Origin of the sequence: uncultured Succiniclasticum sp., assembly GCF_902793885.1 — a bacterium.
In the GTDB taxonomy this organism is placed as follows: Bacteria; Bacillota; Negativicutes; order Acidaminococcales; family Acidaminococcaceae; genus Succiniclasticum.
In genome coordinates this window covers 41,017-67,081 of sequence record NZ_CADBFF010000008.1, presented here as the reverse complement: position 1 = coordinate 67,081, position 26,065 = coordinate 41,017, and the positions used below count along the sequence as shown (strand labels likewise).

Sequence of the window (26,065 nt, the reverse complement as noted above, 5' to 3'; positions counted from 1 at the left end):
ACCGATGGAAGAATTTTTAGGCTGTGACATGGCTATGGAAGCGCAGGACCTGAAAGTCTCTGCAACCGGGGATGTAAAACTGGTTTCCGGTCGCGCCTGTCTTGCCCAGGATATCCTGAATGCCCTGATGACGCCAAAAGGCTCGCTGTTGTGGCATCCGGAGTATGGTTTTGACATTTACAAATATGTCAAAAAAGAAAATTCTGCTATTAACCGGCTGCAATTTGTCCAGGAAGTGAAAACTACAGTGGAAGCGGATCCCCGTGTTCAACCAGGACATACTAGGGTGGAGGTTTTAACCTGGAACCTGCGGCTGATCCGGTTCAAAGTTTCGGCGTTGCCAATCAACGATACGCACCCGCTGAATTTGGTATTAGGCTATGGGGCCTATTCGGTGGAAGGGGAGGTGACAACATGAGTGTAAACTGGGGCGATATGATTGGCTCAAAAACGTTTTCGGAACTGGTGACGGAAAGTCGCAGGAAGTTGGGAACCAGTAATTCTAAAATCACAAACTGGACCATCGGCGGCGTGTTCCGGACGTTGGTGGAAACGGCTTGCTGGTGTGTCAGCCAGCTATATAGCCTGATGGAAAAAGTTGTGCCCATGGGCTTTATAGAACACGCTACCGGTAGGTGGCTTGACCTGAAGGTTGCGGAAGTGGGGCTGGTGCGGCGGCAAGCGAAACGGGCAAAAGGCATGGTCATTTTTTCCCGTACCGGTAACCTGGGCAGGGCCGTGAAGATTCCTTCCGGGAGCATCGTTAAAACGGAGATGCAGGATAATGGGCAGGAACTGCGGTACTTTACCACGGAAAACGTAATTCTGCCTGCAGGGGAGGCCAGTCTGAATGTTTCTGTACAGGCGGAATTTGAGGGCGCAGCGTACAACGTAGGGGAAGGTTATATCCGCGTACTGGTTACACATATCCCCGGCATTGATGCCATAACAAACGTCGCGGAATGGATTGCAGAGGAAGGCGTGGATGTAGAATCGGATGAAGCGTTGCGGAAAAGGTACAAGCTGCGTTGGCATGAATTGTCTACCGGATCGACAGCGCTGGCATACCAGTCCTGGGCCTATCAAGTGCCGGGGGTTATGGATGTGGCCATAGATGACAACCATCCGCGCGGGCCGGGCACGGTGGATGTAATTATTGCCAGTCCTGCAGGTTCGCCCACAGACGCACTGAAGCGGGAAGTCAAGTCGTACATAGATACGCGGCGGCCTTTGTGCAGCGATGTCGTAGTTATGGGACCGACGCTGAAACCGGTGGATTTGGATATAACATTGTTGCTGTATCCTGAACGCGGTTCTCTGGCAGATACCAGAACAGAGGCGGAACAGATACTGCAGAAGTTCTTTACCATGACCGACGAGGAAACGGATGTGGATGCGCAGAAGATAGGAGACGACTTTGTCAGGGCGCGGCTGATCCGGCATTTAATGGAGATTCAAGATGTTTTTAATGTGGTTTTAACATCACCTTCTGCGGATATCACTGTAGCAGTCCATGAACTTGCATCCAGAGGCACGCTGGATCTGAAGATAGAAAGGGCGACGGAGACATGACCGCATTCAGGGAATATATGTGGGAACTGCTGACCCGGCCTTTCAGGAAAGACAACAGCGTGGTGGTAAAAGCTTATACGCTGATTATTGGCTCTATACTGGACGACACAAAGGAAAGTTTGTTCCGGTTGCGGCGGCAATGGCTTGTCCAGACAGCCGGGGAGAAAGCGCTCCGGCTGTTAGGGGAACAGCGGGGAATCTACCGGTACGATGATGAACCGCTGGAAATCTACCGGAACCGGGTGCAGGGAGCCTATGAAATATACGCTTATGGCGGAACACTCCCTGGTATGATCCGATCATTGCAGATGTTGGGTTATAATCCGGATATCCAGGAACGGACGACCACATGGGCGCATTTCACTCTGTCGATACCGTTGGAAATTATGGACGGCTTTACGCCGGAAGAGTACCGGCGGCTGCGGGCTATGGTCTGGCTGATGAAGTCTGCGCATACATTGCCGGAATTTGTGATGGAGCTGACATCTAAACCGCAGGAAATCCATCTGTACCATAACCGTCAGATCGTGGGCGAGGTGTTCTGTCCCTGGAAGATATGGCTGCCATGGAAAAAACTGTACCGGCTGGATGGCTGCGTATGGCTGAACGGGTCAATCACTTTGGGGGAAGGCTGGTTTGACGCAGTGTACCTGGACGGGTGTGTGGCGTTGGATGGCAGCAGCCTGTTGGATGGCTGTACCAGATTGTACGATGACTGGCGTTGGCATGATAACGTTTTGAACCGTACGTCTATAGAAACGAAAATGAATTCCAAGCAGGGGCTGCAGCTGCAAATGTCAGCATATGTGGAAACAATTGAGGAATGAAGGAGGATGTTATGGGTGATTTAATTCAGACCGGAACGGTAGAAACTGCGGCATCCAATGCCAAATTTAATATTGTAACTACCGATAAGGTAAGGGAAAAGTTAATTCGTGGCCTGACCCAGACAGGAAGGGTGCCAAAAATTACGCATATCGCATTTGGCACGGGTGGTGTAGATGGAGCTGGAAATCCTATAATGCCGGAAGCTGATGCGAATGCATTGCAGCATGAAGTGTTCCGGATCCCCGTGGAAACAATTGAGTATCCGGAGCCGTATAAGGCGGATATTATTATTGAAATTACCGGCGCGGATTACAATGACGTACCACTGTCTGAGTTTGGCGCGGTGGATGAAGAGGGCGACTTTGTGGGAATCCAGAGTTTCAAGACGATTACCAAGCAGGAAAATGTGCTGCTGCGGTTTCACTGGCAGTGTGAATTTTAAGGGAGGTGGCCACCATGACGGACGAGAAGTTTAGGACAGACCTTCCGTTCAGCACTGTGATTAACCGGCTGACGCGGCGTATGCTGAACATTGCAGAAACCTTCAACATACCGCTTGACCAGCTGTTTTCAAACGATAGGAGGCTGAAAGAAGACGTGGATGAGTTGAAAGAAACTGTGAAAGGGCATGCTGGCGTTAATGAGTTAACCAACGCAGAGATTGACGCTATTTTTGAAGGGACATATGTTGAGCCTGATGCGGGACAGGCGAGTGGCGATGGCTGTGAAGCATTAGGCGTTAGTGAAATTTCTACAATTTTCGAGGGGGAATAGAAAATGGCAAAATTCGCAACATTAGCAGGTCTTAATTATTTTTATCAGAGAATGAAAAATATTTTTACTGAAAAATTTGCAACCAAGGATGTTGCTACGGTCAGTGCAGATGGGCTGATGGGTGCAACGGACAAAGCAAAATTGAATGGAATTGCGGAAAACGCAAACAACTATTCTTTACCGGAAGCAACGTCTGAGACTTTGGGAGGTGTGCGGACCGGGGAGAACATCAGCAACGATTCCGGGTTGATTAATGTTGAAGTAATGACAGCTGCGACTGATGATTTCGCAGGTAAAGCGGGATTAGCGCCTGCACCGGGGCAGGGAGATCAGGAGAAATTTTTGCGAGGCGATGGAACCTGGCAAGAACTGCCAATCTTGACCAATGAAGAAATTGAAACAATTTTCGATGAAGCAGATCAGGGACAAGGTTCAGATCCAGACCCGGGTTCAACTCAGGGACAAGGCACAGAATCAGAACCGGGTACGAATCAGGATCCAGTACAGGATCCGGAACAGGAGCCTGAGGGATGAATAAAGCGGGTTTAGCGTACTTTTACAAACGGATTAAACAGAAATTCGCACCAAGGGAAAACGGCGTGGAATTTATTGCTGGTACTCAAGCCACTGCCACAGGGGCGTTTACGGGCGTAACAGCAGAAGATAAGCTGTACGATGGGAAGACGATTGCGTATTATCTGCCGTTTGCCAGTTCCGGAAATGCGACGCTGGAACTGTCGCTTTCCGGAGGTGGGACTACGGGACCTAAACCAGTCTTTTATACAGCTTCAAGTCGTTTGACCACACATTATGGAGCCGGGTCGGTTATTCTATTGACATATCTTGCTGATAAGGATGGCTGGTATCGTGCAGATCATGCTGGGACGTACAGCAACATGACTGCTGCGACAGAAGACACAGCGGGTAAAGCAGGGCTGGTTCCGGCGCCGGGAGCAGGAAAACAGGGAAGCTTTTTGCGCGGGGACGGAACGTGGCAAGAAATTTCAGAAATGACAGAGACTGAAATTGATGCAATTTTTAATTAAAGGCGGAGGGCACACTAATGAAAGTTTTATCGGCAGCTGGTGCAAAATATTTCTTGAATAAGTTAAAAGCAATTTTTGCGCCGAACAGTAATTTCGTAAAGTCTGGCAGTGAGGCAAAAGCTGGGTTGGTTCCTTCACCAGGAACGACAGCAGGTACTACGAAATACCTGCGGGAAGACGGGACATGGCAGGTTCCGCCGGATAATAACACTACGTACAGCAACATGGCTGCTGCGACCGCAAGCGCAGCAGGCAAAGCAGGACTGGTACCTGCGCCTGCTGCTGGTAAACAGGCATCATTCCTTCGTGGGGACGGAACGTGGCAGGTTCCGACAAATACAACTTATAGCAATTTTGTTGGATCAGGATCTAATGCGAAAAATGGTTTAGTTCCTTCACCGGGAACGACAGCAGGTACTACAAAATATTTACGGGAAGATGGATCGTGGCAGGTTCCGCCGAATGCAACCTACAGCAATTTCGTAAAATCTGGCAGCGGAGCAAAAAACGGTTTGGTTCCTGCACCGCCTACGACAGCAGGCACTACGAAATACCTGCGGGAAGATGGAACATGGCAGGTTCCGCCGGATAATAACACAACGTACAGCAACATGACCGCTGCGACAGCAAGTGCAGCAGGAAAGGCGGGTCTAGTTCCAGCACCGGCGGCGGGGAACCAGGGAAAATTTCTGCGCGGGGACGGAACGTGGCAGACACCAGCGAATACTACTTACAGTAATTTCGTAAAATCTGGCAGCGGAGCAAAAAACGGTTTGGTTCCCGCACCTCCTACGACAGCAGGTACTACAAAATATCTGCGAGAAGATGGAACGTGGCAGGTTCCGCCGGATAATAATACGACTTATAGCAATTTCGTAAAATCTGGCAGCGGAGCAAAAAACGGTTTGGTTCCTGCACCGCCTACGACAGCAGGCACTACGAAATATCTGCGGGAAGATGGAACATGGCAGGTTCCGCCGGATAATAACACAACGTATTCTGCCGGGACCGCTGCATTGCTAACTGCTGGCACTGACACTGCAAACCGTGTGTGGCAAGCTAAAATTTTGAAAGAGTATGTGAAGAGCATTGTTTCACCAAGTTCATCTATTGCCGCAAACGGATATGTAAAATTAGACTCAGGCCTAATTATACAGTGGGGAAATCATACGGTTTCTAAATCGCAAGGCGATAAAACCATTTCATTTAATATTAATTTTACATCAGCATGCTATACGGTAATCACAACTGCTTCAGGATCTAGTGCTGAGTACGACTATTTTTTCCAAATCAAGTCATATACAAACAGCAACTTTATAGCACATCTTCAGGACGTAAGTGGTTACATACCTGATTCTCCTATATGTTATTGGGTAGCCATAGGAAAATAATTATTTACCAATGGCTATCCAATATATAGCATTGCCTCCATATGTACCAGCACTATATGTAAATCCAGTGGTTGAAAGACTGTTAACGCCGCATCCATAATAATCCGGACTACCAGAATGGCTGTTTGCTGCCAATGCTGTATATACCGTTGAAAAACTTATTGGAAATTTTATAGCTTTAGACGGATTATTGGCACTGGGTTCTGCATCTTTTCCCCACTGTCTAATTTCCAATAGCTATAAAATAATGAGGTTTTACAAAATCGTTCATTCCCTGAACATTAAAGCCTGTTTTGGTTAAATTCATAACTTGATACCAGTCTGCATAAGTAGAATCTAAATATTGTCCAGAACCACCAAGTTGTTTTACACAGGAATAACAAGCAGTAGGAAATGCAATAGGAAATTTATAACTACCACTTGCTGTTACAGTTCCCCACTGTTTACTTACCTATTGCTATCCAATAATACGGACCAAGGATTTTCAATCCTAATCTCATAATTATTTTTGTTGTTGTGAGGGATTTTATACCAAAATTAAGGTTAGAAAGCCAGTTGTCATATGCTACTTCTGTTCCGTAAGAAATAACTGCAGTATAACATGCACTTGTAAAGGCGATAGGAAAAGCTATCTCATAATCTGTGGTATCCGCAGAGGGAGAAGCGCGTTTTCCCCACTGTAGATAATGGAAACAGATGGCAGAAAATGTGATAGTTCTGCTGCATGGTTATTATTGAAACAGGAAGTAGGGAAAAATAAAAACAAAATAACAATAGTTTTTTATGGTTTTGCAAGAAACAATAGTAACAACGTTTTTTTTATCCTCAACAGTGCATTTCTGTGGATGTTAGAAATATTAACAGTATCGTATAAGTAACACTATTTAAGCAGCTGAATGGCCTTACGCAGCTGACGGAGGTTCTTATGGGTGTAGACCCGATCAGTAACATCTCCAGATGCATGACCAAGGATGCGGCGCTTTGCATTTTCGTTGGCGCCTGCATTATCCAGTAACGTTGCAACAGTGTGACGGCAGTCGTGGGTGGTGTGTTTTGTACGGATGGCAGACATGAGGTTGTACCACAAAGTGCAGAACCGACTGTAATTATACGGTTTTCCCGACGGATCCGACAGAAGGTAATCCCCTGGAGTTTGCGTCAGAGATTCTATCAACGGGAGGATCCGGTTATGTATTGGTATGATTCTTATGCCGGAAGCAGTTTTGCTCCTTGTAATCTTGATGAACCGTTGACGCAAGTTAATGTTTCTTTTTTCCAATGCCAGCAGTTCGCCGACGCGCATTCCCGTATAAAGCAATATTAAAACGGCATCGGTTCCAGAAACATCACATTGCCATAGTCGATTTATCTGTTGACGGGTAAAAGGCTTATGAGAGCGAACCGGTTTGTTTTTTCCGATTTTCAGAAGTGATGCATAGTTTTTATTTACAAGTTCATATTCAATTGCAAATTTTGAAATCAGTGATATAAGAGAACGCACTTTTTTCATGGATGCATAAGAAAGGCGGTTCTTTTTCATAATATCAAGAATTTGCTGGTAATCAGCGAATTTTAGGTCAGTTATAGGCGTGTCATGGATTGGCAAACAATGCTGATACGCGTTGCGATAATTGGAAATAGTAGTCGGTGCTGGTTCTTTATCTGCAACGTGTGCTGGTAACCAGCGGAAGAAAGCTTCAGAAAATGTGACCTTGTGACCAGGAAGGGAGTGCTGCTTATGGATTTTATTGTAATCTGCCTGATATATTTCTGCTTCTATCTGTGTTTCAAAATATTCCACAGGCCGCTGCTTCCCGTTTTTCGTAACCACAAAAACAAACGGCCGCCGCCTTTTTCCAGATAATTTTTTGATTGACCCATAACCATTAGGTTTTCTCATTTTTATCACCCTAAATTATTGTAAAGGAGAATCAATTATGCCGGAAAATTTTTTGATTAAATTTGATGAAATTACAGGGGATCGATTGAACACTATTCCATACGATAAAGATATTACGCCGGATCAGGCGCAAAAGTTAATTAATGACGGGTATGAGATTGTATCGTGTGCGAACTGGAATAAAATCATAGGAAACTATGATGGACAAATATATGTTAAAGATATCAAAAATGGCGGATACATTGTCAAACCGCCATATGTACCTACATTGCAGGAATCACAGCAAAAGAAAATTGATGAGTTAAAAGATGTGCGAAATAAAAAAGAGTTAGACCCGATAGAATATCAGGGGCATTTGTTTGATGCAGATAAGGATAGTCTTGACCGCCTTAATTATGCAATAATTACATTAGAAACAAGCGGAAAACCAGATATTGAATGGACTGCCGCAGATAATTCAGACGTGACAATGACAGCACAAGCTCTGAGAGGCGTTATTGCTGCAGTAGGCGCACGGAGCAATTTGCTTCATATTAAATATAGAGAGCTGAAGGAACGCGTGATAGGGGCGCAAGATAACGAAACCGTAAACGCTATTGTCTGGTAAAAAATTAATCCCGGTTTAAAACGGCTTCAAGGCCTCTTAAATCGGGATTGTTTTTCTTTAAGCAGTTATGTATAATTATTTGTAAAAATGCGTCCGATTTTAAATGTCGCAAAATCCGAAACATTTTGTCGCCGCATACCTAAAAAATGCAGTGAAAGAAAATGTTTTTTGTGGTAAAATATACAGTAGTACAATCAAAGATAAAAAGTAAAATCAGTAAGTAAAAATAATAATATTTAAGGAGGGAACAACACATGGGATTAATTAAAGCAGGCATGGGTGCCATTGGCGGCGTACTGGCCGACCAGTGGAAAGAGTACTTTTACTGCGACAGCATGACCCCGGACGTTTTGATGTGCAAAGGCCAGAAACGGATCAGCAGCCAGGGCCGCAGCTCCAACACCAGCGCCGAAGACAACATCATTTCCAACGGCTCCGTGATCGCGGTTAACGTAGGCCAGTGTATGATGATCGTGGAACAGGGCAAAGTCGTTGACCTTTGCGCTGAACCCGGCGAATACACCTATGACAAATCCACAGAGCCTTCTGTTTTCACAGGCGACCTGAAAGAAAGCGTAATCCAGGTATTCCAGCGCATGGGTAAACGTTTTACCTTCGGCGGCGATACCGGTAAGGATCAGCGTGTTTATTACTTCAACACGAAAGAAATTATCGGCAACAAATACGGTACCCCGGCGGAAATTCCCTTTAAAGTAATTGAAGAAAATACCGGCCGCGGCTTGCTGGTTCGCATCCGCTGCTTCGGCGAATACAGCTATAAAATCGTGGATCCGATCCTGTTCTACTCCACGATTGCCGGCAATGCTCCCGATCAATACCTGCGGAGCCAGTGGGACAGCCAGCTGAAATCCGAATTGCTGACTGCGCTGCAGCCTGCATTCGGTAAAATTTCCGCACAGCGTATCGACTATACCGAACTGCCGATGCGCACCATGGAACTGGCCGACGCCCTGAATGACGTGCTGTCTTCCAAGTGGCGTGACCTCCGCGGCATTGAAATCGTTTCCTTCGGTGTGAACAGTGTCAAAGCCAACGAAGAAGACGAAGCGAAACTCCAGAAAGTACAGATGGGCGCTATGATGAGCAATCCGGATATGCGTATGGGCGTCCTGACCGACGCGACTGCTGACGGAATTCGTAACGCATCCGCTAATGAAGGCGGCGGTATGGGCCCCATGGGCGCGTTCATCGGCATGGGGATGGCAAACATGGCCGGCGGAATGGCCATGGGTAACGCCTACGGCCCGGCCGGTCAGTATCCGCCTCAGTACGGACAACCGCAACAGCCGTATCCGCAGCAGCAGCCCCCGCAGCCGGCGGCAGCTCCCGCAGCGGCAGCAGGCTGGACCTGTGCCTGCGGACATGCCGGCAACACCGGTAAGTTCTGCGCCAACTGCGGACAGCCGAAACCGGAACCCAAACCGGCGGGCGGCTGGGATTGTGCCTGCGGCGCCAAAGGCAACACCGGCAAGTTCTGCGCTAACTGCGGCAAACCGCAGCCGGAAGCCCCGGCAGGCTGGACCTGCAGCTGCGGCAGCGTGAACCAGGGTCAGTTCTGCCCGAACTGCGGTTCCCGTAAACCGGCAGACGCACCGCTCTATAAATGCGATAAGTGCGGCTGGCAGCCGGAAGATCCGCATAATCCGCCTAAGTTCTGCCCGCAGTGCGGCGACCCGTTCAATGAAGGGGATATCGTAAAATAATTCAGTAGCTGACAGTGTTCCGGTTGTATACTAATTTGTTGTAATACAGACTGAAGCAATTTAATAAAGGCTGATGAATCGACCTGCCGACTGCTGATGCATGCGGCAGGTCTTTTTCAGAAACAGACCGGAACCGGCAAGAACTTTTATCATGACATTGCGGAAGGCAGTGTCATTGCAATACAATTGCAGCAATTATAAAAGGAATAAAAAAAGGAAAGAGGCTTAGTGTTTATGGTAACAGAAAAAAAATGGGTGTATAAGTTTAACGAAGGTAATGCACAGATGCGCGAGCTGCTGGGCGGCAAAGGGGCTAATCTGGCGGAGATGACGAATTTGGGACTGCCGATTCCCATGGGCTTTACGATTACAACGGAAGCCTGCACGGATTATTACAAATCCGGCCGCAAAATTTCCAACGAGATCAAGCTGCAGATTTTCGAAGCGCTGCGCTGGCTGGAAAAAGAAAACGGGAAGAAATTCGGCGACAACAGCGACCCGCTGCTGGTTTCCGTCCGCAGCGGCGCACGGGTCTCCATGCCTGGCATGATGGACACGATTTTAAATCTGGGCATGAACGATATTTCCGTGAAAGGCTTTGCGCAGAAAACAAATAATCCCCGTTTTGCCTATGACTCCTACCGTCGTTTCATCCAGATGTTTTCCGACGTGGTCATGGAAGTTCCCAAGTCAAAATTTGAAAAAATTATTGACGAGATCAAAGAGCAGAAAGGCGTTAAGTTTGATATCGACCTGGATGTCAACGACATGAAAAAACTGATCAAACGCTTCAAAGCCTTGTATAAAGAAACCATCGGCCAGGACTTCCCCCAGGATCCGGACGTCCAGCTGATGGAAGCGGTGAAGGCCGTATTCCGTTCCTGGGATAACCCCCGGGCCAATGTATACCGCCGCATGAACGACATCCCCGGCGACTGGGGCACTGCGGTTAATATTCAGACCATGGTATTCGGCAATATGGGCAACACCTCCGGAACCGGCGTGGCCTTTACCCGGAACCCGGCTACCGGCGCCAAGGGAATTTACGGCGAGTACCTGATCGACGCCCAGGGCGAAGACGTGGTGGCCGGCGTACGGACACCGCAGCCTATCAGCAAGCTGGAAGAAGATATGCCGGGCTGCTACAGCGAATTTATCAACCTGGCCCATAAACTGGAAAGCCACTACCGCGACATGCAGGATATGGAATTTACCATTCAGGAAGGCAAACTGTTTTTCCTGCAGACCCGTAACGGCAAGCGTACGGCGGAAGCGGCCATCAATATCGCCTGCGACCTGGTGGAAGAAGGCATGATCACACCGGAAGAAGCATTGCTGCGTATCGAAGCGAAATCCCTGGACCAGCTTCTGCATCCCACCTTTGACGCCAAAGCGCTGAAAGAAGGAAAGGTAATCGGGCATGCGCTGCCGGCTTCTCCGGGCAGTGCGGCGGGCAAAGTGTACTTTACGGCGGAAGATGCCAAAAACGCGGCGGCCAAAGGCGAACGTGTCATTCTCGTACGGCTGGAGACCTCGCCGGAAGATATTGAAGGCATGCACGCGGCGGAAGGCATCCTGACCGCCCGGGGCGGCATGACCAGCCACGCGGCAGTAGTAGCCAGAGGCATGGGCACCTGCTGCGTATCCGGCTGCAATGATTTAAAAGTCAACGAAGAAGGAAAAGAATTTGAACTGAACGGTACGGTTTACCATGAAGGGGATTATATTTCCCTGGACGGTTCTACCGGCACCATTTACGAAGGGGATATCCCCACGGTAGAAGCGCAGATCAGCGGCAACTTCGGCTGCATTATGCGCTGGGCCGACCAGTTCCGCAAGATGAAAGTACGGACCAACGCGGATACGCCGGCCGACGCGGAAAACGCGGTTCGGTTAGGCGCGGAAGGCATCGGTCTGTGCCGTACGGAGCACATGTTCTTTGAAGCGGAACGCATTCCCAAGTTCCGCCGCATGATCCTGTCGGATACCGTGGAACAGCGGGAAGCGGCGCTGGCCGAACTGCTTCCGTATCAGCGCGAAGACTTTATCGGCATGTACAAAGCGCTGCGGGGCCGTCCCATGACGGTTCGTTTCCTGGATCCGCCGCTGCATGAGTTCCTGCCCAAGACGGAAGCGGAAATGCGGGAACTGGGGGACAGCATGGGCCTGACCTACGAAGAAGTGAAAGCCCGCTGCGACGCCATGCACGAGTTCAACCCCATGATGGGCCTGCGCGGCTGCCGCCTCAGCGTCATTTATCCGGAAATTTCCCGTATGCAGACCCGCGCCGTGATCGAAGCGGCCATTGCGGTCAAGAAAGAAATGAATTACGATATCGTTCCCGAGATCATGGTACCGCTGACCGGGGAACGCAAAGAATTGCTGTTCGTAAAGAATATCATCGTGGAAACCGCGGAACAGGTTATGAAAGAACAGGGCTACTTCCTGAATTACCAGGTCGGCACCATGATCGAAATCCCGAGAGCCGCGCTGACAGCGGATGACGTGGCGAAGGAAGCCGACTTCTTCAGCTTTGGCACCAACGACCTGACCCAGATGACCTTTGGCTTCTCCCGGGACGATGCGGGCAAATTCCTGGAAAGCTATTACGATCAGAAAATTTATGAGTTTGATCCCTTCAGCAAACTGGACCAGACCGGCGTCGGCCAGCTGATGCAGATGGCCGTAAAGAAAGGCCGTCAGGAAAACCCGATGCTGCACTGCGGCATCTGCGGCGAACACGGCGGCGATCCTTCTTCGGTTGCGTTCTGCCAGGAACTGGGTCTGGACTACGTGTCCTGCTCGCCTTTCCGCGTACCGATTGCCCGGCTGGCAGCAGCCCAGGCAGCCATTAACCTGAAGAAAAAATAAGGCGGCGCAGTTTGTAAGTTGCCAAAAGAAAAATGCTGAATGAATAAACCTTTCAGCATCCGGTTACACTGAAAAATTAAACAAAAAACGGGCCGGTGCAGACGCCGGCCCGGTGACGAATCATTACAGGCGGCTTTGCGGAAAACCGAGCCGCCTGTTTTGATTTATTAAAATGCATAAAGATTTAATAATTATGCAAAAAATAACTTGACAGGAAGCGCAATTTCATCTATTATATGCTTAATCATACGTTTAGTATTTTATTATGTAAAAACCGAGGTCCATCATGACAAAAGTATTTATCGACGGAAGTTCCGGGACCACCGGATTACGGATTCGTGAAAGATTATGCACTCGTAAGGATATAGAACTGATTGCGCTGGATGAAGCGCACCGCAAGGATGCGGAGGCGCGGCGGGACGCGTTCCAAAAAGCGGACGTGGCGTTCCTCTGTCTGCCTGACGCGGCGGCTGTCGAAGCGGTGGAACTGGCAGCGGACAGCGGGGCCGTCGTCATCGATACGTCCACGGCCCACCGGACGGCGGCAGGCTGGACTTACGGCATGCCGGAACTGACCGGATACAAAGAAAAAATTGCAAAAGCGAAACGGATCGCCAACCCCGGCTGCCACGCCAGCGGATTTATCGCCCTGGTGGCGCCGCTGGTGGAACAGGGTCTGCTGGCCAGGGACGCAATGCTGACCTGCTTTTCCCTCACCGGGTATTCCGGCGGCGGGAAAAACATGATCGCCGAGTACGAAGATCCGCAGCGAAGCCCGCTGCTGAATGCCCCCAGGCAATATGCGCTGGGCCAGACGCATAAACACCTGAAAGAGATGAACGCCATCTGCGGGCTGGAAAACGCCCCGGTGTTCTGTCCCATCGTGGCGGATTTTTACAGCGGCATGGAAGTGACGGTGTCCCTGTTCAAAAAAGATCTGCAGGGTTCCCTGGCAGATGTCCGACGAACGTATGCATCCTATTACACGGGCCCCCTGATTCATTTTAAAGAAACGGCGGACGAAAACGGGTTCCTGTCCGCAGCGGCCTTTACCGGACGGGACGACATGGAGATCACTGTGACAGGCAACGAAGACCGGATCCTGCTGGTGTCCCGTTTCGACAATCTGGGCAAAGGGGCGTCCGGCGCGGCCATCCAGAATATGAACATTGTGCTGGGACTGCCGGAAACGACAGGACTGGAAGTGTAAGGAAACACTTCTGCATGCGCCTACACGCTTGTCGGCACAAGCTCATGCAAACAGTGTTTCCACAAATAAAGCAGTATCGGAGGAACAAATGATAAAACAGATAGAAGGCGGCGTCTGCGCTGCAAAAGGATTTACCGCCAGCGGCATGTACTGCGGCATCCGGAAGAAGAACAATAAAAACGATCTGGCCTTGATCTTCAGTAAGGTTCCGGCTCATGCGGCCGCCGTTTACACAACAAACCTGGTAAAAGGCGCGCCCTTAACCGTAACCAAAAACCATATTGCCGACGGCATCGCCCAGGCGGTGCTCTGCAACAGCGGCAATGCCAATACCTGCAACAGCGACGGCATTGAAATCGCGGAGAAGATGAGCAGCCTGGCTGCGGAAAAGCTGGGCATCAGCAAAGACGATATGGTGATCGCCTCTACCGGCGTTATCGGCCAGAAGCTGAACATTACGCCCATCGCCAACGGCATGGACAAGCTGGTAAGCCTCTTATCGGAAACCGGGGAAGACGAAGCGGCCAAAGCCATCATGACCACGGACACGGTCATGAAAAAAGTGGCGGTGGAATTTGAAATTGACGGCAAGACCTGCCGTATGGGCGGTATTGCCAAAGGCAGCGGCATGATCCATCCCAACATGGCTACCATGCTGGTGTTCCTCACCACGGATGCGGCCATTTCCGCAGCCATGCTGCAAAAAGCCCTGAGCCACGACGTGCAGAAGACCTTCAACATGCTCAGCGTGGACGGGGATACATCCACCAACGACATGGTGGCGATCCTGGCCAACGGGCTGGCAGGCAATGAGGAAATTACGGAAGAAGGACCCGCCTTTGATACCTTTATGAAAGCGCTGAACACCATCACCATCGCGTTGTGCCGTTCCATTGCCGGCGACGGGGAAGGCGCCACCAAACTGCTGGAATGCGACGTCACCGGCGCCGCCGATGAAAAAACGGCGGCCGTGGTAGCCAAGAGCGTAATCACCAGCAGCCTGCTGAAAGCCGCCATGTTCGGCGCCGACGCCAACTGGGGCCGCGTGCTCTGCGCCATCGGTTACAGCGGCGCGGAGCTGGACGTGAACAAAGTGGACGTGGCGTTTAAATCGGCAAAAGGAGTTCTGCCGGTGTGCAAAAACGGAGCCGGGGTAGATTTTTCCGAAGAGTTTGCCAAAGAAGTCCTGCTGGAGAAAGAAATCACGATTCTGGTGGAACTGAACAGCGGCAGTGCCTGCGCTACGGCCTGGGGCTGCGACCTGACCTATGATTATGTAAAGATCAACGGCGATTACCGTTCCTAAGTGCTTGCGGTTTCTTTTTGTGAATGGCGGCGTCAATGTCCCTCGGCGTAGTACCGCTGCGCCTGCGGGCCATTTCCTTGCCCTTCGCATAAATCTCCTCGCAAGCAAAGTAATAAGTTAGCAGAGGTGTCATAACATGCCATATTCCTATTCCAATGCAGAACGCGCCCAGATTCTGGTGGAAGCGCTGCCATACATAAAAAAACACAGCGGCAAGATCGTGGTCATCAAATACGGCGGCAACGCCATGATCAACGAAACCCTGAAACAGCAGGTCATGGAAGATATCGTGCTGCTGTGGCACGTAGGCGTAAAAATCGTGCTGGTGCACGGGGGCGGGCCGGAAATCAACGACCTGATGAAACGCCTTGGCAAAAAAGCGGAATTTGTGGACGGTCTCCGGGTCACCGACAAAGAAACCATCGACATCGTGCAGATGGTGCTGGCAGGGAAGGTAAACAACACCCTGGTGAACCTGCTGCAGATGCAGGGCGGCAATGCACTGGGACTTTCCGGCGCGGACGGGCACTTGATCAAGTGCAAGATTAAAGACCCGCGCCTGGGTTTTGTAGGGGAAGTGACCGAAGTCAACGAAAAACCCGTTCTGGATTTGCTGGAAAAAGGGTACATCCCGGTAGTTTCCACCGTAGGCTGCGACGATCAGGGAAATGCCTACAACATCAACGGCGATACGGCGGCGGCCTGCATCGCGGGGGCCCTGAAAGCCGAAACCTTTATTCTTATGACGGACGTGCCGGGCATTTTGCGGGACAAGGACGATGACAAAACGCTGATTCCGGCGGTCACCGTTGCGGAAACGAAACAGCTGAAAGAAGAAGGCATTATTGCCGGCGGCATGCTGCCCAAGGTAAAATGCTGCGAAGACGCCATTGAAAAAGGCGTAAATAATGTAATTATTATGGACGGGCGCGTGCCCCATTCCATCCTGATGGAACTGCTGACGGATGAAGGCGCGGGCACCATGGTGACAGGGGAGTGAGAACATGAGCAAGCTGCAGGAACTGGACAACAAATACGTAGCCAATACCTACGCGCGGTTTCCGGTGGAAATCGTCAGCGGCAAGGGAAGCATTGCCAAAGATACGGACGGTAAAGAATACATCGACATGGGCTCCGGCATCGGGGTTACCAGCTTCGGCATCGCCGACGACGTCTGGAAACAGGCGGTCATCGACCAGCTGGGCAAGGTGCAGCACATGTCCAACCTGTATTACACAGAGCCCTGCGTGAAACTGGCGGAGCTGCTCTGCGAGAAGACAGGCATGAAAAAAGTGTTCTTCAGCAATTCCGGCGGGGAAGCCAACGAATGCGCCATCAAGGTGGCGCGGAAATACGCGGCGGAGAAAAAAGGGCCGGAGTATTATACCATCCTCACCCTGTGGAACAGTTTCCACGGGCGTACCCTCACCACCCTGGCCGCAACCGGACAGGATCATTACCACGAACTGTTCCAACCCCTGACGCCCGGTTTTGTCCATGCCACGGCTAACGATCTGGTGAGTGTGCAAAAACTGGTGGAAGCCCATAAAGTGGCGGGCATCCTGATCGAGTGCATCCAGGGCGAAGGCGGCGTGAACCCGCTGACCGCAGAATTCATTCAGGGTGTGGACGCCATCTGTCACGAAAAAGATATCGTGTTCATGGTGGACGAAGTGCAGACCGGCAACGGCCGCACGGGTAAACTGTATTCGTATATGAACTTCGGCGTGAACCCGGACGTGGTAACAACGGCCAAAGGCATCGGCGGCGGCCTGCCGCTGGGCGCCTGCCTGATGGGCGAAAAAGTGGAACACGTGCTGGGACATGGGGACCACGGCTCTACGTTCGGGGGCAACCCGGTGGCCTGCGCGGGGGCGGTGAGCATTATCAACCGGCTGGACGATGCGTTTTTGGCGGAAGTACAGCGGAAAGGAAAAATCCTTTTCAGCGCGCTGGAAGGAGCACCCGGTATCGAAAAAGTTACCGGCCTGGGCATGATGTGCGGTGTGAAACCGGTGAAGCCGGCCGCGGATGTGGTGAAAAAATGTATTGAAAAAGGTGTGCTCTGCCTGACGGCCAAGGACAAGGTCCGGTTGCTGCCGGCGCTGAATATGCCGGAAGAAGTTCTGGTGAAGGCAGTGAATATTATTAAAGAGGCCTGCGCGGAATAAGGTGCAAAATAAAGAACGGCTTGCAGATGAACTGCAGGCCGTTTTTTAATTTGTGTTCGTTTTTTCTGTGTTTGTGAGAGGCTGACAGTAAAGACGGTATAATATATTCTATTTGTAAATCAGCACTCCAAACTGTTTAGTTCCAAAATTCTTGTAAGGCTAATAAGCCTGACTGTACTTGTTAATAGTCAAATTCATCTGTTGTGATCATGATCTTTCTGCGTGACTGATCCAGCGTATTGAACAAGGCTAATTCTCTTTGATAAGTTTTTTCTTCCGCAATGGAATACGCAACCTGGACGAGATTATTCTTTCTGGTGATTTTTTGTTCTAAAGTTCATTGTACTGAAAAGTTTGCAACAGGTCGAACAAAGTTTTCAGTAATAGTGAGAACTTTGCAATACATCTGCGAAGCTTTCAGTAGGAATGTTTCGTGTAAAAAAATAACTATACGAACTTTACTTTTTCACAATTACTCCCACCTCGGTATAAATCATACCGCGCTTGCCACGGTCAGACCGCATGAGCAAGATGCGTTCCACTGGCATGGAAACCTTTTCGATTTGAATTCCGGGCATTGTTCCAGTGGCTTTTCGAATCAGCGTGATGTGGGGTGAAAAACGTTTCCGGTCAAACGGAATATTGTTTTCGTCCAGCGCATGGCGGATACGACGGACCACGGCGTGCAAGGGCGCCGATTCATCCATACCGGCCCACCACAGGTCCCGGAAACAGCCCATACCCGAAAGCGAAAGGGGAAATGCGGAAAAGGATACGGTCGCAAGGGCGTCCATCACGGGTTCTTTATCCGGATAATCCCCGATAAAGGCCAAAGTAAGGTGCATATTTTCCCTGGGTGTAAAATTACCGCGGACGCCGTTGGCGTACATTTCGTCCTGTGCGGCAGTGAGTGCGTCTTTCATGGCGTCGGATAATGTAATAGCAATAAACAGTTTCATAGTTTTCTCCTCAGTTTTAAATCATTTGAATAAAATGATCGTCTTTTTCAGGCAATTCTACTGAAAAGTTTGCAGGGGGTCAAGCAAAATCTTCAGTAGAGCTCTCACAAGCGGGTAAGATATAGTGTGTAAGGTTGAAACATTTTAAGGTACTGAAAAATATTTCAGACAAACAAGATTTGGTCATTTATAATTGCCAGTGTTGACTTTCAACTTCACCGCGGTCCGGTAACGCCTACTATTGGGCATTGGGAAGCGAGATGAAGCAATGCTTTTTTGGCAATTCGTTCTATCATCCGGAGCCCTCCTTAGGCAACAATTGATTTTCATTTACGTTAATCTAAAGTTTATCATTTGGAAAATCTAAAGTTACGAATTTAAAATATTGGATTCAGAAGATGAAGTGTTTGGCAGGTGTCCGCTAACAATCTAACAGTGTGAAACTTGTATGTTTGATTTGTGGCGTGAACCATTTGGTCACTTGTCAGAAAACAGGAATTACATGTTTTTTGAGAATGGTAAACCAAATGCAGTTTTGTTTGACGGCGGGCCATGCGAATATTATGAAAAGCAGAAAAGCAGAAATAATGTATTGGATAAGTTTGGACAATGTCATAAATATGATATAATAGAAATAAGAAATCTTTTTCCGTATAAGGAGCAAAGAATTATGAACAAACAGCAGTTAGCAGCTAAAATTTGGGAATCTGCAAATAAAATGCGCTCTAAAATTGAAGCCAATGAATATAAAGACTATATTCTGGGCTTCATTTTTTATAAATTTCTTTCCGACAAGGAAGTAAAATACCTGAAAGAAATTGGTTACACTGATGAATATATGGATACTGTAACGGAAGAATATCCGGAAGTTGTGCAAAATCTGCAAAATCGGAACGGATATTTTATTGCATACAATGACCTGTTTTCAACCTGGTTGTCAAAAGGCAGCGATTTTAATGTGTCGGATGTGAGGGATGCGCTTTCTGCTTTCAGCCGGTTAATCAGCGATACTCATAAAAAGGTGTTTAAAGGCGTATTCGATACACTGCAGACCGGTTTGTCAAAGCTTGGAGATACTGCCAATTCGCAGACTAAAGCCATCAGCGATTTGATTAACCTAATCAAAGATATTCCCATGGATGGCAAACAGGATTATGATGTACTTGGTTTTATTTATGAATATTTGATTTCCAATTTTGCTGCCAACGCCGGAAAAAAGGCCGGTGAATTCTATACACCCCATGAAGTTTCTCTTTTGATGTCAGAAATTGTGGCCAACCATTTGAAGGACAGGGAAGAAATAAAAATATATGACCCGACTAGCGGATCCGGTTCCCTGCTGATTAACATCGGTAAGTCCGCTACCAAATTTATGGGACAAGCAAACCGGATCAAATACTATGCGCAGGAATTGAAACAAAATACTTACAATCTGACGCGTATGAATCTGGTTATGCGGGGAATACTTCCGGATAATATTGTAACCCGTAACGGTGATACATTAGAAGAAGACTGGCCTTACTTTGAAGATAACGACCCGGTTGGCACCTATGAACCCCTGTATGTGGATGCCGTTGTTTCCAATCCACCGTATTCTCAGAACTGGAACCCTGCAGACAAAGAAACTGACCCGCGGTTCTCTCGTTTTGGCGTAGCGCCAAAAGGTAAAGCGGATTATGCTTTTTTGCTTCATGACCTGTTTCACTTAAAAAGCAACGGCATTATGACCATCGTATTGCCTCACGGAGTGTTGTTCCGTGGCGGTGAAGAAGGGATAATCCGTAAAAACTTAATCGAAAATAACCATATTGATACCATTATCGGATTGCCTGCTAATATTTTTTTCGGAACCGGTATTCCTACAATCATCATGGTGTTAAAACAAAAACGCAAGAATACAGATGTTATGATTGTAGATGCTTCCAAAGGATTTGAAAAAGTTGGCAAGAATAATAAATTACGTGCCTGTGATATTAAAAAGATTGCAGATGTGGTTACGCAACGGCTCTCTGTTAACAAATTTTCACGTATTGTATCCAGAGATGAAATTCGTGCCAACGATTATAACATGAATATTCCCCGCTATGTGGATTCCTCTGAAAAACCGGAAAGCTGGGATATATATGCTTCCATGTTTGGAGGTGTTCCGAGGCAGGAGCTTGATGAATTGACACCGTTCTGGCTTGCGCTGCCCGGTTTAAAGGAAGCATTGTTTGAAGCAACGAATGATTCTTATTATAAGTTACGGACAGAGAATATAAAAGACTCCGTTAACCGGAATCCTGCGGTGCTTGCGTTTTATAATAATTACAGATCTGTTTTTTCAGGCTTTGATAATTACCTAAAACAGCAACTACTGGATTGCATGCAGGATATCAATGTATCAAAAGAAGAAACGATAATCAGTGAGAACATTTTCCAACGACTTGAAGCAATTCCTCTGGCAGATAAATATGAAGCGTATCAGATTTTAGACAATAACTGGAACGCGATTGCTACAGATTTGGAAATTGCACAGACGGAGGGCTTTGCCGCTACAAAGCAGGTTGATCCGAACATGGTCATCAAAAAGAAAGACGGCAAAGATAAAGAAGTACAGGAAGGATGGAAAGGACACGTGCTTCCGTTCTCTCTTGTACAGGAAACATATCTTGCCGCAGAGCTTGATGTCATAAAGAATGATGAAGGCCGGGTAAATGAAATTACCGCACAGTACGAAGAACTGTTGGAGGAACTGCCGGAGGAAGAAAAAGAAAAGAATTTTATTAATGAAGACAAAACTGCATTTGTGTGGGCTGAAATAAAAAAGACAGTGAAGGCCAAAGAGGCAGAACTTGAAATATTAGCTATATTAAAAAAAGCCGCCGCTCTTAATGAGGAAGAAAAGAAAATCAGAAAACGCATTAAGGAAAACAGTGCAGCTTTGCATATAAAAACCAAAGAAACGATTGAAAACCTTACGGATGATCAGGTGTATGAACTGTTAAATAAAAAATGGATTATACCACTGACAGCCGATTTACATAAAATGCCGGTGAGCATTGTCAACACCCTGATTTCCAAAGTTGAAACCTTATCTGCAAAATACAGTACCACTTTATCCGAAGTGGAACACCAGATACGGGAAACGGAAGAAGAACTTGTTTCTATGTTGGATGAACTGGTCGGCAACGAATACGATATGCAAGGCATCTGTGAACTGAAAGCAATGCTTGGAGGAAAGCATGATGAAAACAAACAGAAGGAAACCCTCTATAAGATTCCGAGGATTCACTGACGATTGGGAACAGCGTAAGTTGGGTGACTTATCTTCATCTTTTGAATATGGGCTTAATGCAGCGGCTAAAAAGTATGATGGCGAAAACAAATATATTAGGATTACAGATATTGATGATGATAGTCGTGAATTTGTTCGGACAGATCTTTCTTCACCGGATACTGATTTATCAAACGCAGAGAATTATAGGCTTTCTGAAGGGGATATTTTGTTTGCACGTACAGGTGCAAGTGTCGGTAAAAGCTATATTTATAGGATTTCTGATGGGTTAGTATATTACGCAGGCTTCCTCATTAAGGCGAGAATAAAAAATTTTTTTAATCCGGAATTTGTATTTCAAAATACGCTTAAAACAGATTATGAAAGGTTTATTAAAGTTACTTCAATTCGCTCTGGACAACCAGGAGTTAATGCGCAAGAGTATGCTCAGTATGAAATCATGGTGCCTAGCAGGCTTGAACAAGATAAAGTCAGCACTTATATGAACAAACTCGATAACCTTATCACCCTTCATCAGCGTAAGTATGACAAGTTACTTAACATAAAAAAATCTATGTTGGAAAAAATGTTTCCAAAAAATGACAGCAAATTTCCAGAAATACGTTTTCGAGGATTTACTGATGCTTGGGAACAGCGTAAGTTGTCACATTACCTTGATGTTTCAACGGAAAAGAATGTTGATAATAATTATACCAAAGATGATGTATTGTCTGTATCTGGTGATTATGGCATTGTTAACCAGATAGAATTTAAGGGAAGATCTTTTGCTGGTGAATCTGTTTCAAATTATGGAATTGTAAAATCTGGTGATGTGGTTTATACAAAGTCGCCATTGAACTCAAATCCTTTTGGAATAATTAAAGCAAATAAGGGAAAAGCAGGTATTGTCTCAACTTTATACGCTATTTATCATCCTAAGAATAATGTTGTGTCTAATTTTATTCAAAACTATTTTGAACAAAATGCGAGGGTAAATAATTACTTGCACCCATTGGTAAATAAGGGCGCAAAGAACGATATGAAAGTTAGTTCTGAAAATGCTTTAAAGGGAATAGTTGTTTTTCCTGGGTTATATGAACAAACCATAATTTCAAGTATGTTTGCTAAACTTGACAACCTTATCACCCTTCATCAGCGTAAGCTGGAAAAATTGAAAAATATAAAGAAATCCATGTTGGAAAAGATGTTTGTTTGATAATCAATATGCTTTTTTATAATTACCGGCTGCGAGGAACTGATTATGGCATTTGAGAAAGAAGCGGACTTTGAACAGGCGTTGATTAATGTTTTAACGGAAAAAGGCTGGGAAAAGAAAATACTGAAAAATTACACGGAAGAACAACTGATCCAAAATTGGGCAACGATTCTGTTTGAAAATAACCGCAGTATTGACCGCTTAAATGATTTCCCGCTCACAAATGATGAAATGCAACAGATTTTGGAACAGGTTAAGAATCTGCAAACGCCGTTGTTGTTGAATGGATTTATTAACGGCGGCAGCGTGGCTATCACTCGCGATAACCCAGATGATAAAGCGCATTTTGGTAAAGAAGTTTCTTTGAAAATTTACGAGCGTCGTGAAATTGCAGCCGGGCAAAGCCGTTATCAGATTGTACAGCAACCGCAATTCCCTACAAAATCAAAAATATTAAATGACAGGCGAGGCGACTTAATGCTCTTGATCAACGGTATGCCTGTTATACACATCGAATTGAAAAAGAGCGGTGTGCCCGTTAGCCAGGCGGCTTTCCAAATTGAAAAGTATGCAGGGGAAGGTATTTTTACCGGACTGTTTTCGCTGATACAGATTTTTGTCGCCATGAACCCGGAAGAAACCTTGTATTTTGCAAACCCAGGCCCTGAAGGTGCGTTTAATTCAAATTATTATTTTCACTGGGCAGATTTCAATAATGAGCCAATCAATGACTGGAAAAAGATAGGTTCCACGTTGCTTTCAATACCGATGGCTCATCAGTTGATTGGTTTTTACACTGTAGCGGACGATGCAGACGGTGTGCTGAAGGTTATGCGCAGTTACCAGTATTATGCTTCCAATGCTATTTCTGACAGGGTTGCCAAAACAAAATGGGAAGCGAATAACCAGTTAGGCGGTTTTATCTGGCACACGACGGGCTCTGGCAAGACTATGACTTCCTTTAAATCTGCACAACTGATTGCTACCTCCAAAGATGCGGATAAGGTTGTGTTCCTGATGGATCGTATTGAATTAGGTACACAATCCCTAAAAGAATATAGAAATTTTGCAGGAGCCGGGCTTACAGAAGAACAGAAAAAGAACACGGTGCAGGAAACGGAGGATACACAGGTACTGATATCAAAATTAAAAAGTACTGATCCTGCCGATACTTTGATTGTTACTTCTATCCAGAAGATGAGTAACATTAACGATGAATACGCAAACTTAAAAGAAGCAGATCTTAAAATAATCAATGGCAAACGGATTGTAATTATCGTGGATGAATGCCACCGTTCTACCTTTGGCGATATGCTGCTGAACATTAAGCAAACGTTTCCAAGAGCTATTTTCTTTGGCTTTACCGGTACGCCCATACATAAAGAAAATCAGAAAAAAATGAATACCACTACTACGGTATTTGGAAATGAACTGCATCGTTACAGTATTGCAGATGGTATCCGCGACAAAAATGTATTAGGCTTTGACCCCTATAAAGTTTTGACTTTTAAGGATAAAGATGTAAGGCAGGTTGTGGCATTGGAAAAGGCGAAAGCCAAAACAGTTGCGGAAGTGTTTGCCAACCCGGAAAAAACCGCGATTTTTAATAAGTATATGCAGGAAGTACCTATGGCTGGCTATTTTACGGCTGCTGGTGATTACGTGGAAGGAATTGAAGATAATCTGTCCAATTCACAATACCGTACGGAAGAACATCAGCGCATGGTGGTTAAAGATATTTTGGAAAACTGGGATGTGCTAAGCCAGGGCAGTAAGTTCCATGCTATTTTTGCTACCAGCAGTATTCCGGAAGCGCTGGAATATTACAGGCGTTTTAAGAATGCAGTGAAAAAATTGAAAGTTACAGCTCTCTTTGATCCCAGCATAGATAATAATGATGGTGCCAAAGTTAAAGAAGACGGGCTGAAGGAAATAGTGGAAGATTATAATGCATTGTTTGGTCAGAGTTTTACCATTCCAACCTATGCCAAAATGAAAAAGGATATTGCGGCCCGGCTTGCCCACAAGAAGCCTTATGAACGAATTATCAAAGAACCAGAAAAAGAGATTGATCTTTTGATAGTAGTTGACCAGATGCTTACCGGTTTTGATTCCAAGTGGCTGAATACTTTGTACATAGATAAGATGTTACGATATGAGAATATCATTCAGGCTTTTTCCCGTACAAACCGGCTTTTTGGAAATGATAAACCTTTTGGTACCATAAAATATTACAGGCGGCCCCATACTATGGAAAAACACATTGAGGCTGCTATCAAACTTTATTCCGGCGATAAGCCTTTTGGATTATTTGTGCAACGTCTGCCGGAAAATTTGAACAACATGAATGAAGCTTTTGGCAAAATAAAAAAGTTGTTTGAAGATGCAGGCATTGCGAATTTTGAAAAATTGCCACAGGAAATACCGGAAATTAAAAAATTTGCCGTATTGTTTAAACAGTTGAACAATTATCTGGAAGCTGCCAAAGTACAGGGATTTAGCTGGAAAAAAGCAGATTATATTTTTACCGATGAAACGACTAAGAAAAAAACTACAATACATGTAGATTTTGATGAAACTACTTACCTGATTCTTGCCAAGCGCTACAAAGAAATTTCCGGTAGCGGTGGAGGTGGCATAGGGGAAGAGGTGCCATATGATATTGACGGTTACCTGACAACCATTGATACGGATAAGATTGATTCCGATTACATGAATTCCCGCTTTGATAAATTTTTGAAATTGTTGCAGCAGGATGGAACAACGGCAGAAGAATTGCAAAAGGCAGAAGATGAACTTCACAAAACATTTGCAACTCTTTCGCAGGAAGAACAAAAATATGCCAACATTTTTTTGCACGATATTCAGAGTGGCGATGTAGATGTGGCGGAAGGGAAGAGTTTACGGGATTATATAACGGAATATATAGTGAAAGCCAAAGATGATCAGAAACACCGTTTCGCAGTTACATTAGGTTTAGATGAATCGCTTTTACGAAGTTTAATGGAGCTGGATTTGACGGAACAAAACATTAATGAATTTGGCCGGTTTGATTCATTACGTAAAACCGTTGATAAAGTGAAAGCAAAAATATATTTTGAAAAAGCAACGGGCGCAAAATTGCCGCCGCCTTTGGTAAACATAAAAACAGACAAACTTTTGCGTGATTTTATTTTGGAAGGCGGGTTTGACATCGAAATGCTATAGTACTAATAATTATCAACTACAGAGTAA

General features: G+C 46.5%; 20 protein-coding genes. 18 read left to right on the top strand and 2 right to left on the bottom strand.

Going from position 1 to position 26,065, the window contains the following annotated elements:
* Positions 1-4 precede the first annotated feature (4 nt).
* Genes QZV31_RS05710 through QZV31_RS05675 form a run of 8 tightly spaced genes read left to right on the top strand, consistent with a single transcriptional unit; the run spans position 5 to position 5,611 of the window.
* A complete protein-coding gene (locus tag QZV31_RS05710; RefSeq protein ID WP_295358936.1) occupies positions 5-418 on the top strand; it encodes a GPW/gp25 family protein in 414 nt (137 codons plus the stop codon).
* On the top strand, positions 415-1,572 hold the full coding sequence (locus tag QZV31_RS05705) for a baseplate J/gp47 family protein (RefSeq protein WP_295358934.1): 1,158 nt from the start codon (positions 415-417) through the stop codon (positions 1,570-1,572). The genes QZV31_RS05710 and QZV31_RS05705 overlap by 4 nt, the downstream gene beginning before the upstream one ends.
* On the top strand, positions 1,569-2,399 hold the full coding sequence (locus QZV31_RS05700) for a phage tail protein (RefSeq protein WP_295358933.1): 831 nt from the start codon (positions 1,569-1,571) through the stop codon (positions 2,397-2,399). Before QZV31_RS05705 ends, QZV31_RS05700 begins: the two co-directional genes overlap by 4 nt.
* Before the next feature lie 11 nt (positions 2,400-2,410).
* Entirely contained in the window at positions 2,411-2,842 is a 432-nt protein-coding gene (locus QZV31_RS05695) for a phage tail protein (protein ID WP_295358932.1), read from the top strand.
* A gap of 14 nt (positions 2,843-2,856) precedes the next feature.
* A complete protein-coding gene (locus tag QZV31_RS05690) occupies positions 2,857-3,174 on the top strand; it encodes a hypothetical protein (RefSeq protein WP_295358931.1) in 318 nt (105 codons plus the stop codon).
* A 3-nt stretch (positions 3,175-3,177) separates the two neighbouring features.
* On the top strand, positions 3,178-3,708 hold the full coding sequence (locus QZV31_RS05685; RefSeq protein ID WP_295358929.1) for a head fiber protein: 531 nt from the start codon (positions 3,178-3,180) through the stop codon (positions 3,706-3,708).
* Positions 3,705-4,220, top strand: a complete 516-nt coding sequence (locus tag QZV31_RS05680; RefSeq protein WP_295358928.1) for a hypothetical protein — start codon at positions 3,705-3,707, stop codon at positions 4,218-4,220. Before QZV31_RS05685 ends, QZV31_RS05680 begins: the two co-directional genes overlap by 4 nt.
* A 17-nt stretch (positions 4,221-4,237) precedes the next feature.
* On the top strand, positions 4,238-5,611 hold the full coding sequence (locus tag QZV31_RS05675) for a hypothetical protein (RefSeq protein WP_295358926.1): 1,374 nt from the start codon (positions 4,238-4,240) through the stop codon (positions 5,609-5,611).
* An 880-nt stretch (positions 5,612-6,491) separates the two neighbouring features.
* Here the strand turns inward: QZV31_RS05675 and QZV31_RS05670 are convergent.
* Entirely contained in the window at positions 6,492-7,511 is a 1,020-nt protein-coding gene (locus QZV31_RS05670) for a site-specific integrase (RefSeq protein WP_295358925.1), read from the bottom strand.
* A gap of 37 nt (positions 7,512-7,548) precedes the next feature.
* Between QZV31_RS05670 and QZV31_RS05665 the strand changes: the two genes are divergently transcribed.
* The 7 genes from QZV31_RS05665 (at position 7,549) to QZV31_RS05635 (ending at position 17,400) form a co-directional block, all read left to right on the top strand.
* Positions 7,549-8,118 (top strand): DUF4376 domain-containing protein, encoded by a 570-nt coding sequence (locus tag QZV31_RS05665; protein WP_295358923.1) that lies wholly within the window; start codon positions 7,549-7,551, stop codon positions 8,116-8,118.
* 254 nt (positions 8,119-8,372) lie between these two features.
* On the top strand, positions 8,373-9,842 hold the full coding sequence (locus QZV31_RS05660) for an SPFH domain-containing protein (RefSeq protein WP_295358921.1): 1,470 nt from the start codon (positions 8,373-8,375) through the stop codon (positions 9,840-9,842).
* Between the two features lie 234 nt (positions 9,843-10,076).
* Positions 10,077-12,713 carry a pyruvate, phosphate dikinase gene (gene ppdK / locus QZV31_RS05655; protein WP_295358919.1) on the top strand — a complete coding sequence of 879 codons (2,637 nt, stop codon included), beginning with the start codon at positions 10,077-10,079 and terminating at the stop codon, positions 12,711-12,713.
* A gap of 286 nt (positions 12,714-12,999) precedes the next feature.
* Positions 13,000-13,923, top strand: a complete 924-nt coding sequence (gene argC / locus QZV31_RS05650) for an N-acetyl-gamma-glutamyl-phosphate reductase (RefSeq protein WP_295358917.1) — start codon at positions 13,000-13,002, stop codon at positions 13,921-13,923.
* Positions 13,924-14,011: 88 nt separating this feature from the next.
* Positions 14,012-15,229, top strand: coding sequence for a bifunctional ornithine acetyltransferase/N-acetylglutamate synthase (gene argJ / locus QZV31_RS05645; protein ID WP_295358915.1), 1,218 nt, complete (start codon positions 14,012-14,014; stop codon positions 15,227-15,229).
* 136 nt (positions 15,230-15,365) lie between these two features.
* Positions 15,366-16,229, top strand: coding sequence for an acetylglutamate kinase (gene argB / locus QZV31_RS05640; RefSeq protein WP_093729797.1), 864 nt, complete (start codon positions 15,366-15,368; stop codon positions 16,227-16,229).
* A gap of 4 nt (positions 16,230-16,233) precedes the next feature.
* Positions 16,234-17,400, top strand: a complete 1,167-nt coding sequence (locus QZV31_RS05635) for an acetylornithine/succinylornithine family transaminase (protein WP_295358912.1) — start codon at positions 16,234-16,236, stop codon at positions 17,398-17,400.
* Between the two features lie 458 nt (positions 17,401-17,858).
* On the opposite strand, the gene thpR is transcribed toward QZV31_RS05635, so the two are convergent.
* Positions 17,859-18,359 (bottom strand): RNA 2',3'-cyclic phosphodiesterase, encoded by a 501-nt coding sequence (thpR, locus tag QZV31_RS05630; RefSeq protein WP_295358910.1) that lies wholly within the window; start codon positions 18,357-18,359, stop codon positions 17,859-17,861.
* Between the two features lie 670 nt (positions 18,360-19,029).
* Between thpR and QZV31_RS05625 the strand changes: the two genes are divergently transcribed.
* Genes QZV31_RS05625 through QZV31_RS05615 form a run of 3 tightly spaced genes read left to right on the top strand, consistent with a single transcriptional unit; the run spans position 19,030 to position 26,038 of the window.
* Entirely contained in the window at positions 19,030-21,636 is a 2,607-nt protein-coding gene (locus tag QZV31_RS05625; RefSeq protein ID WP_295358909.1) for a type I restriction-modification system subunit M, read from the top strand.
* Positions 21,584-22,831, top strand: coding sequence for a restriction endonuclease subunit S (locus QZV31_RS05620; RefSeq protein WP_295358907.1), 1,248 nt, complete (start codon positions 21,584-21,586; stop codon positions 22,829-22,831). The genes QZV31_RS05625 and QZV31_RS05620 overlap by 53 nt, the downstream gene beginning before the upstream one ends.
* 45 nt (positions 22,832-22,876) lie before the next feature.
* Complete coding sequence (locus QZV31_RS05615; RefSeq protein ID WP_295358905.1) at positions 22,877-26,038, top strand: HsdR family type I site-specific deoxyribonuclease; 3,162 nt, start codon at positions 22,877-22,879, stop codon at positions 26,036-26,038.
* The last annotated feature ends 27 nt before the right edge of the window (positions 26,039-26,065 follow it).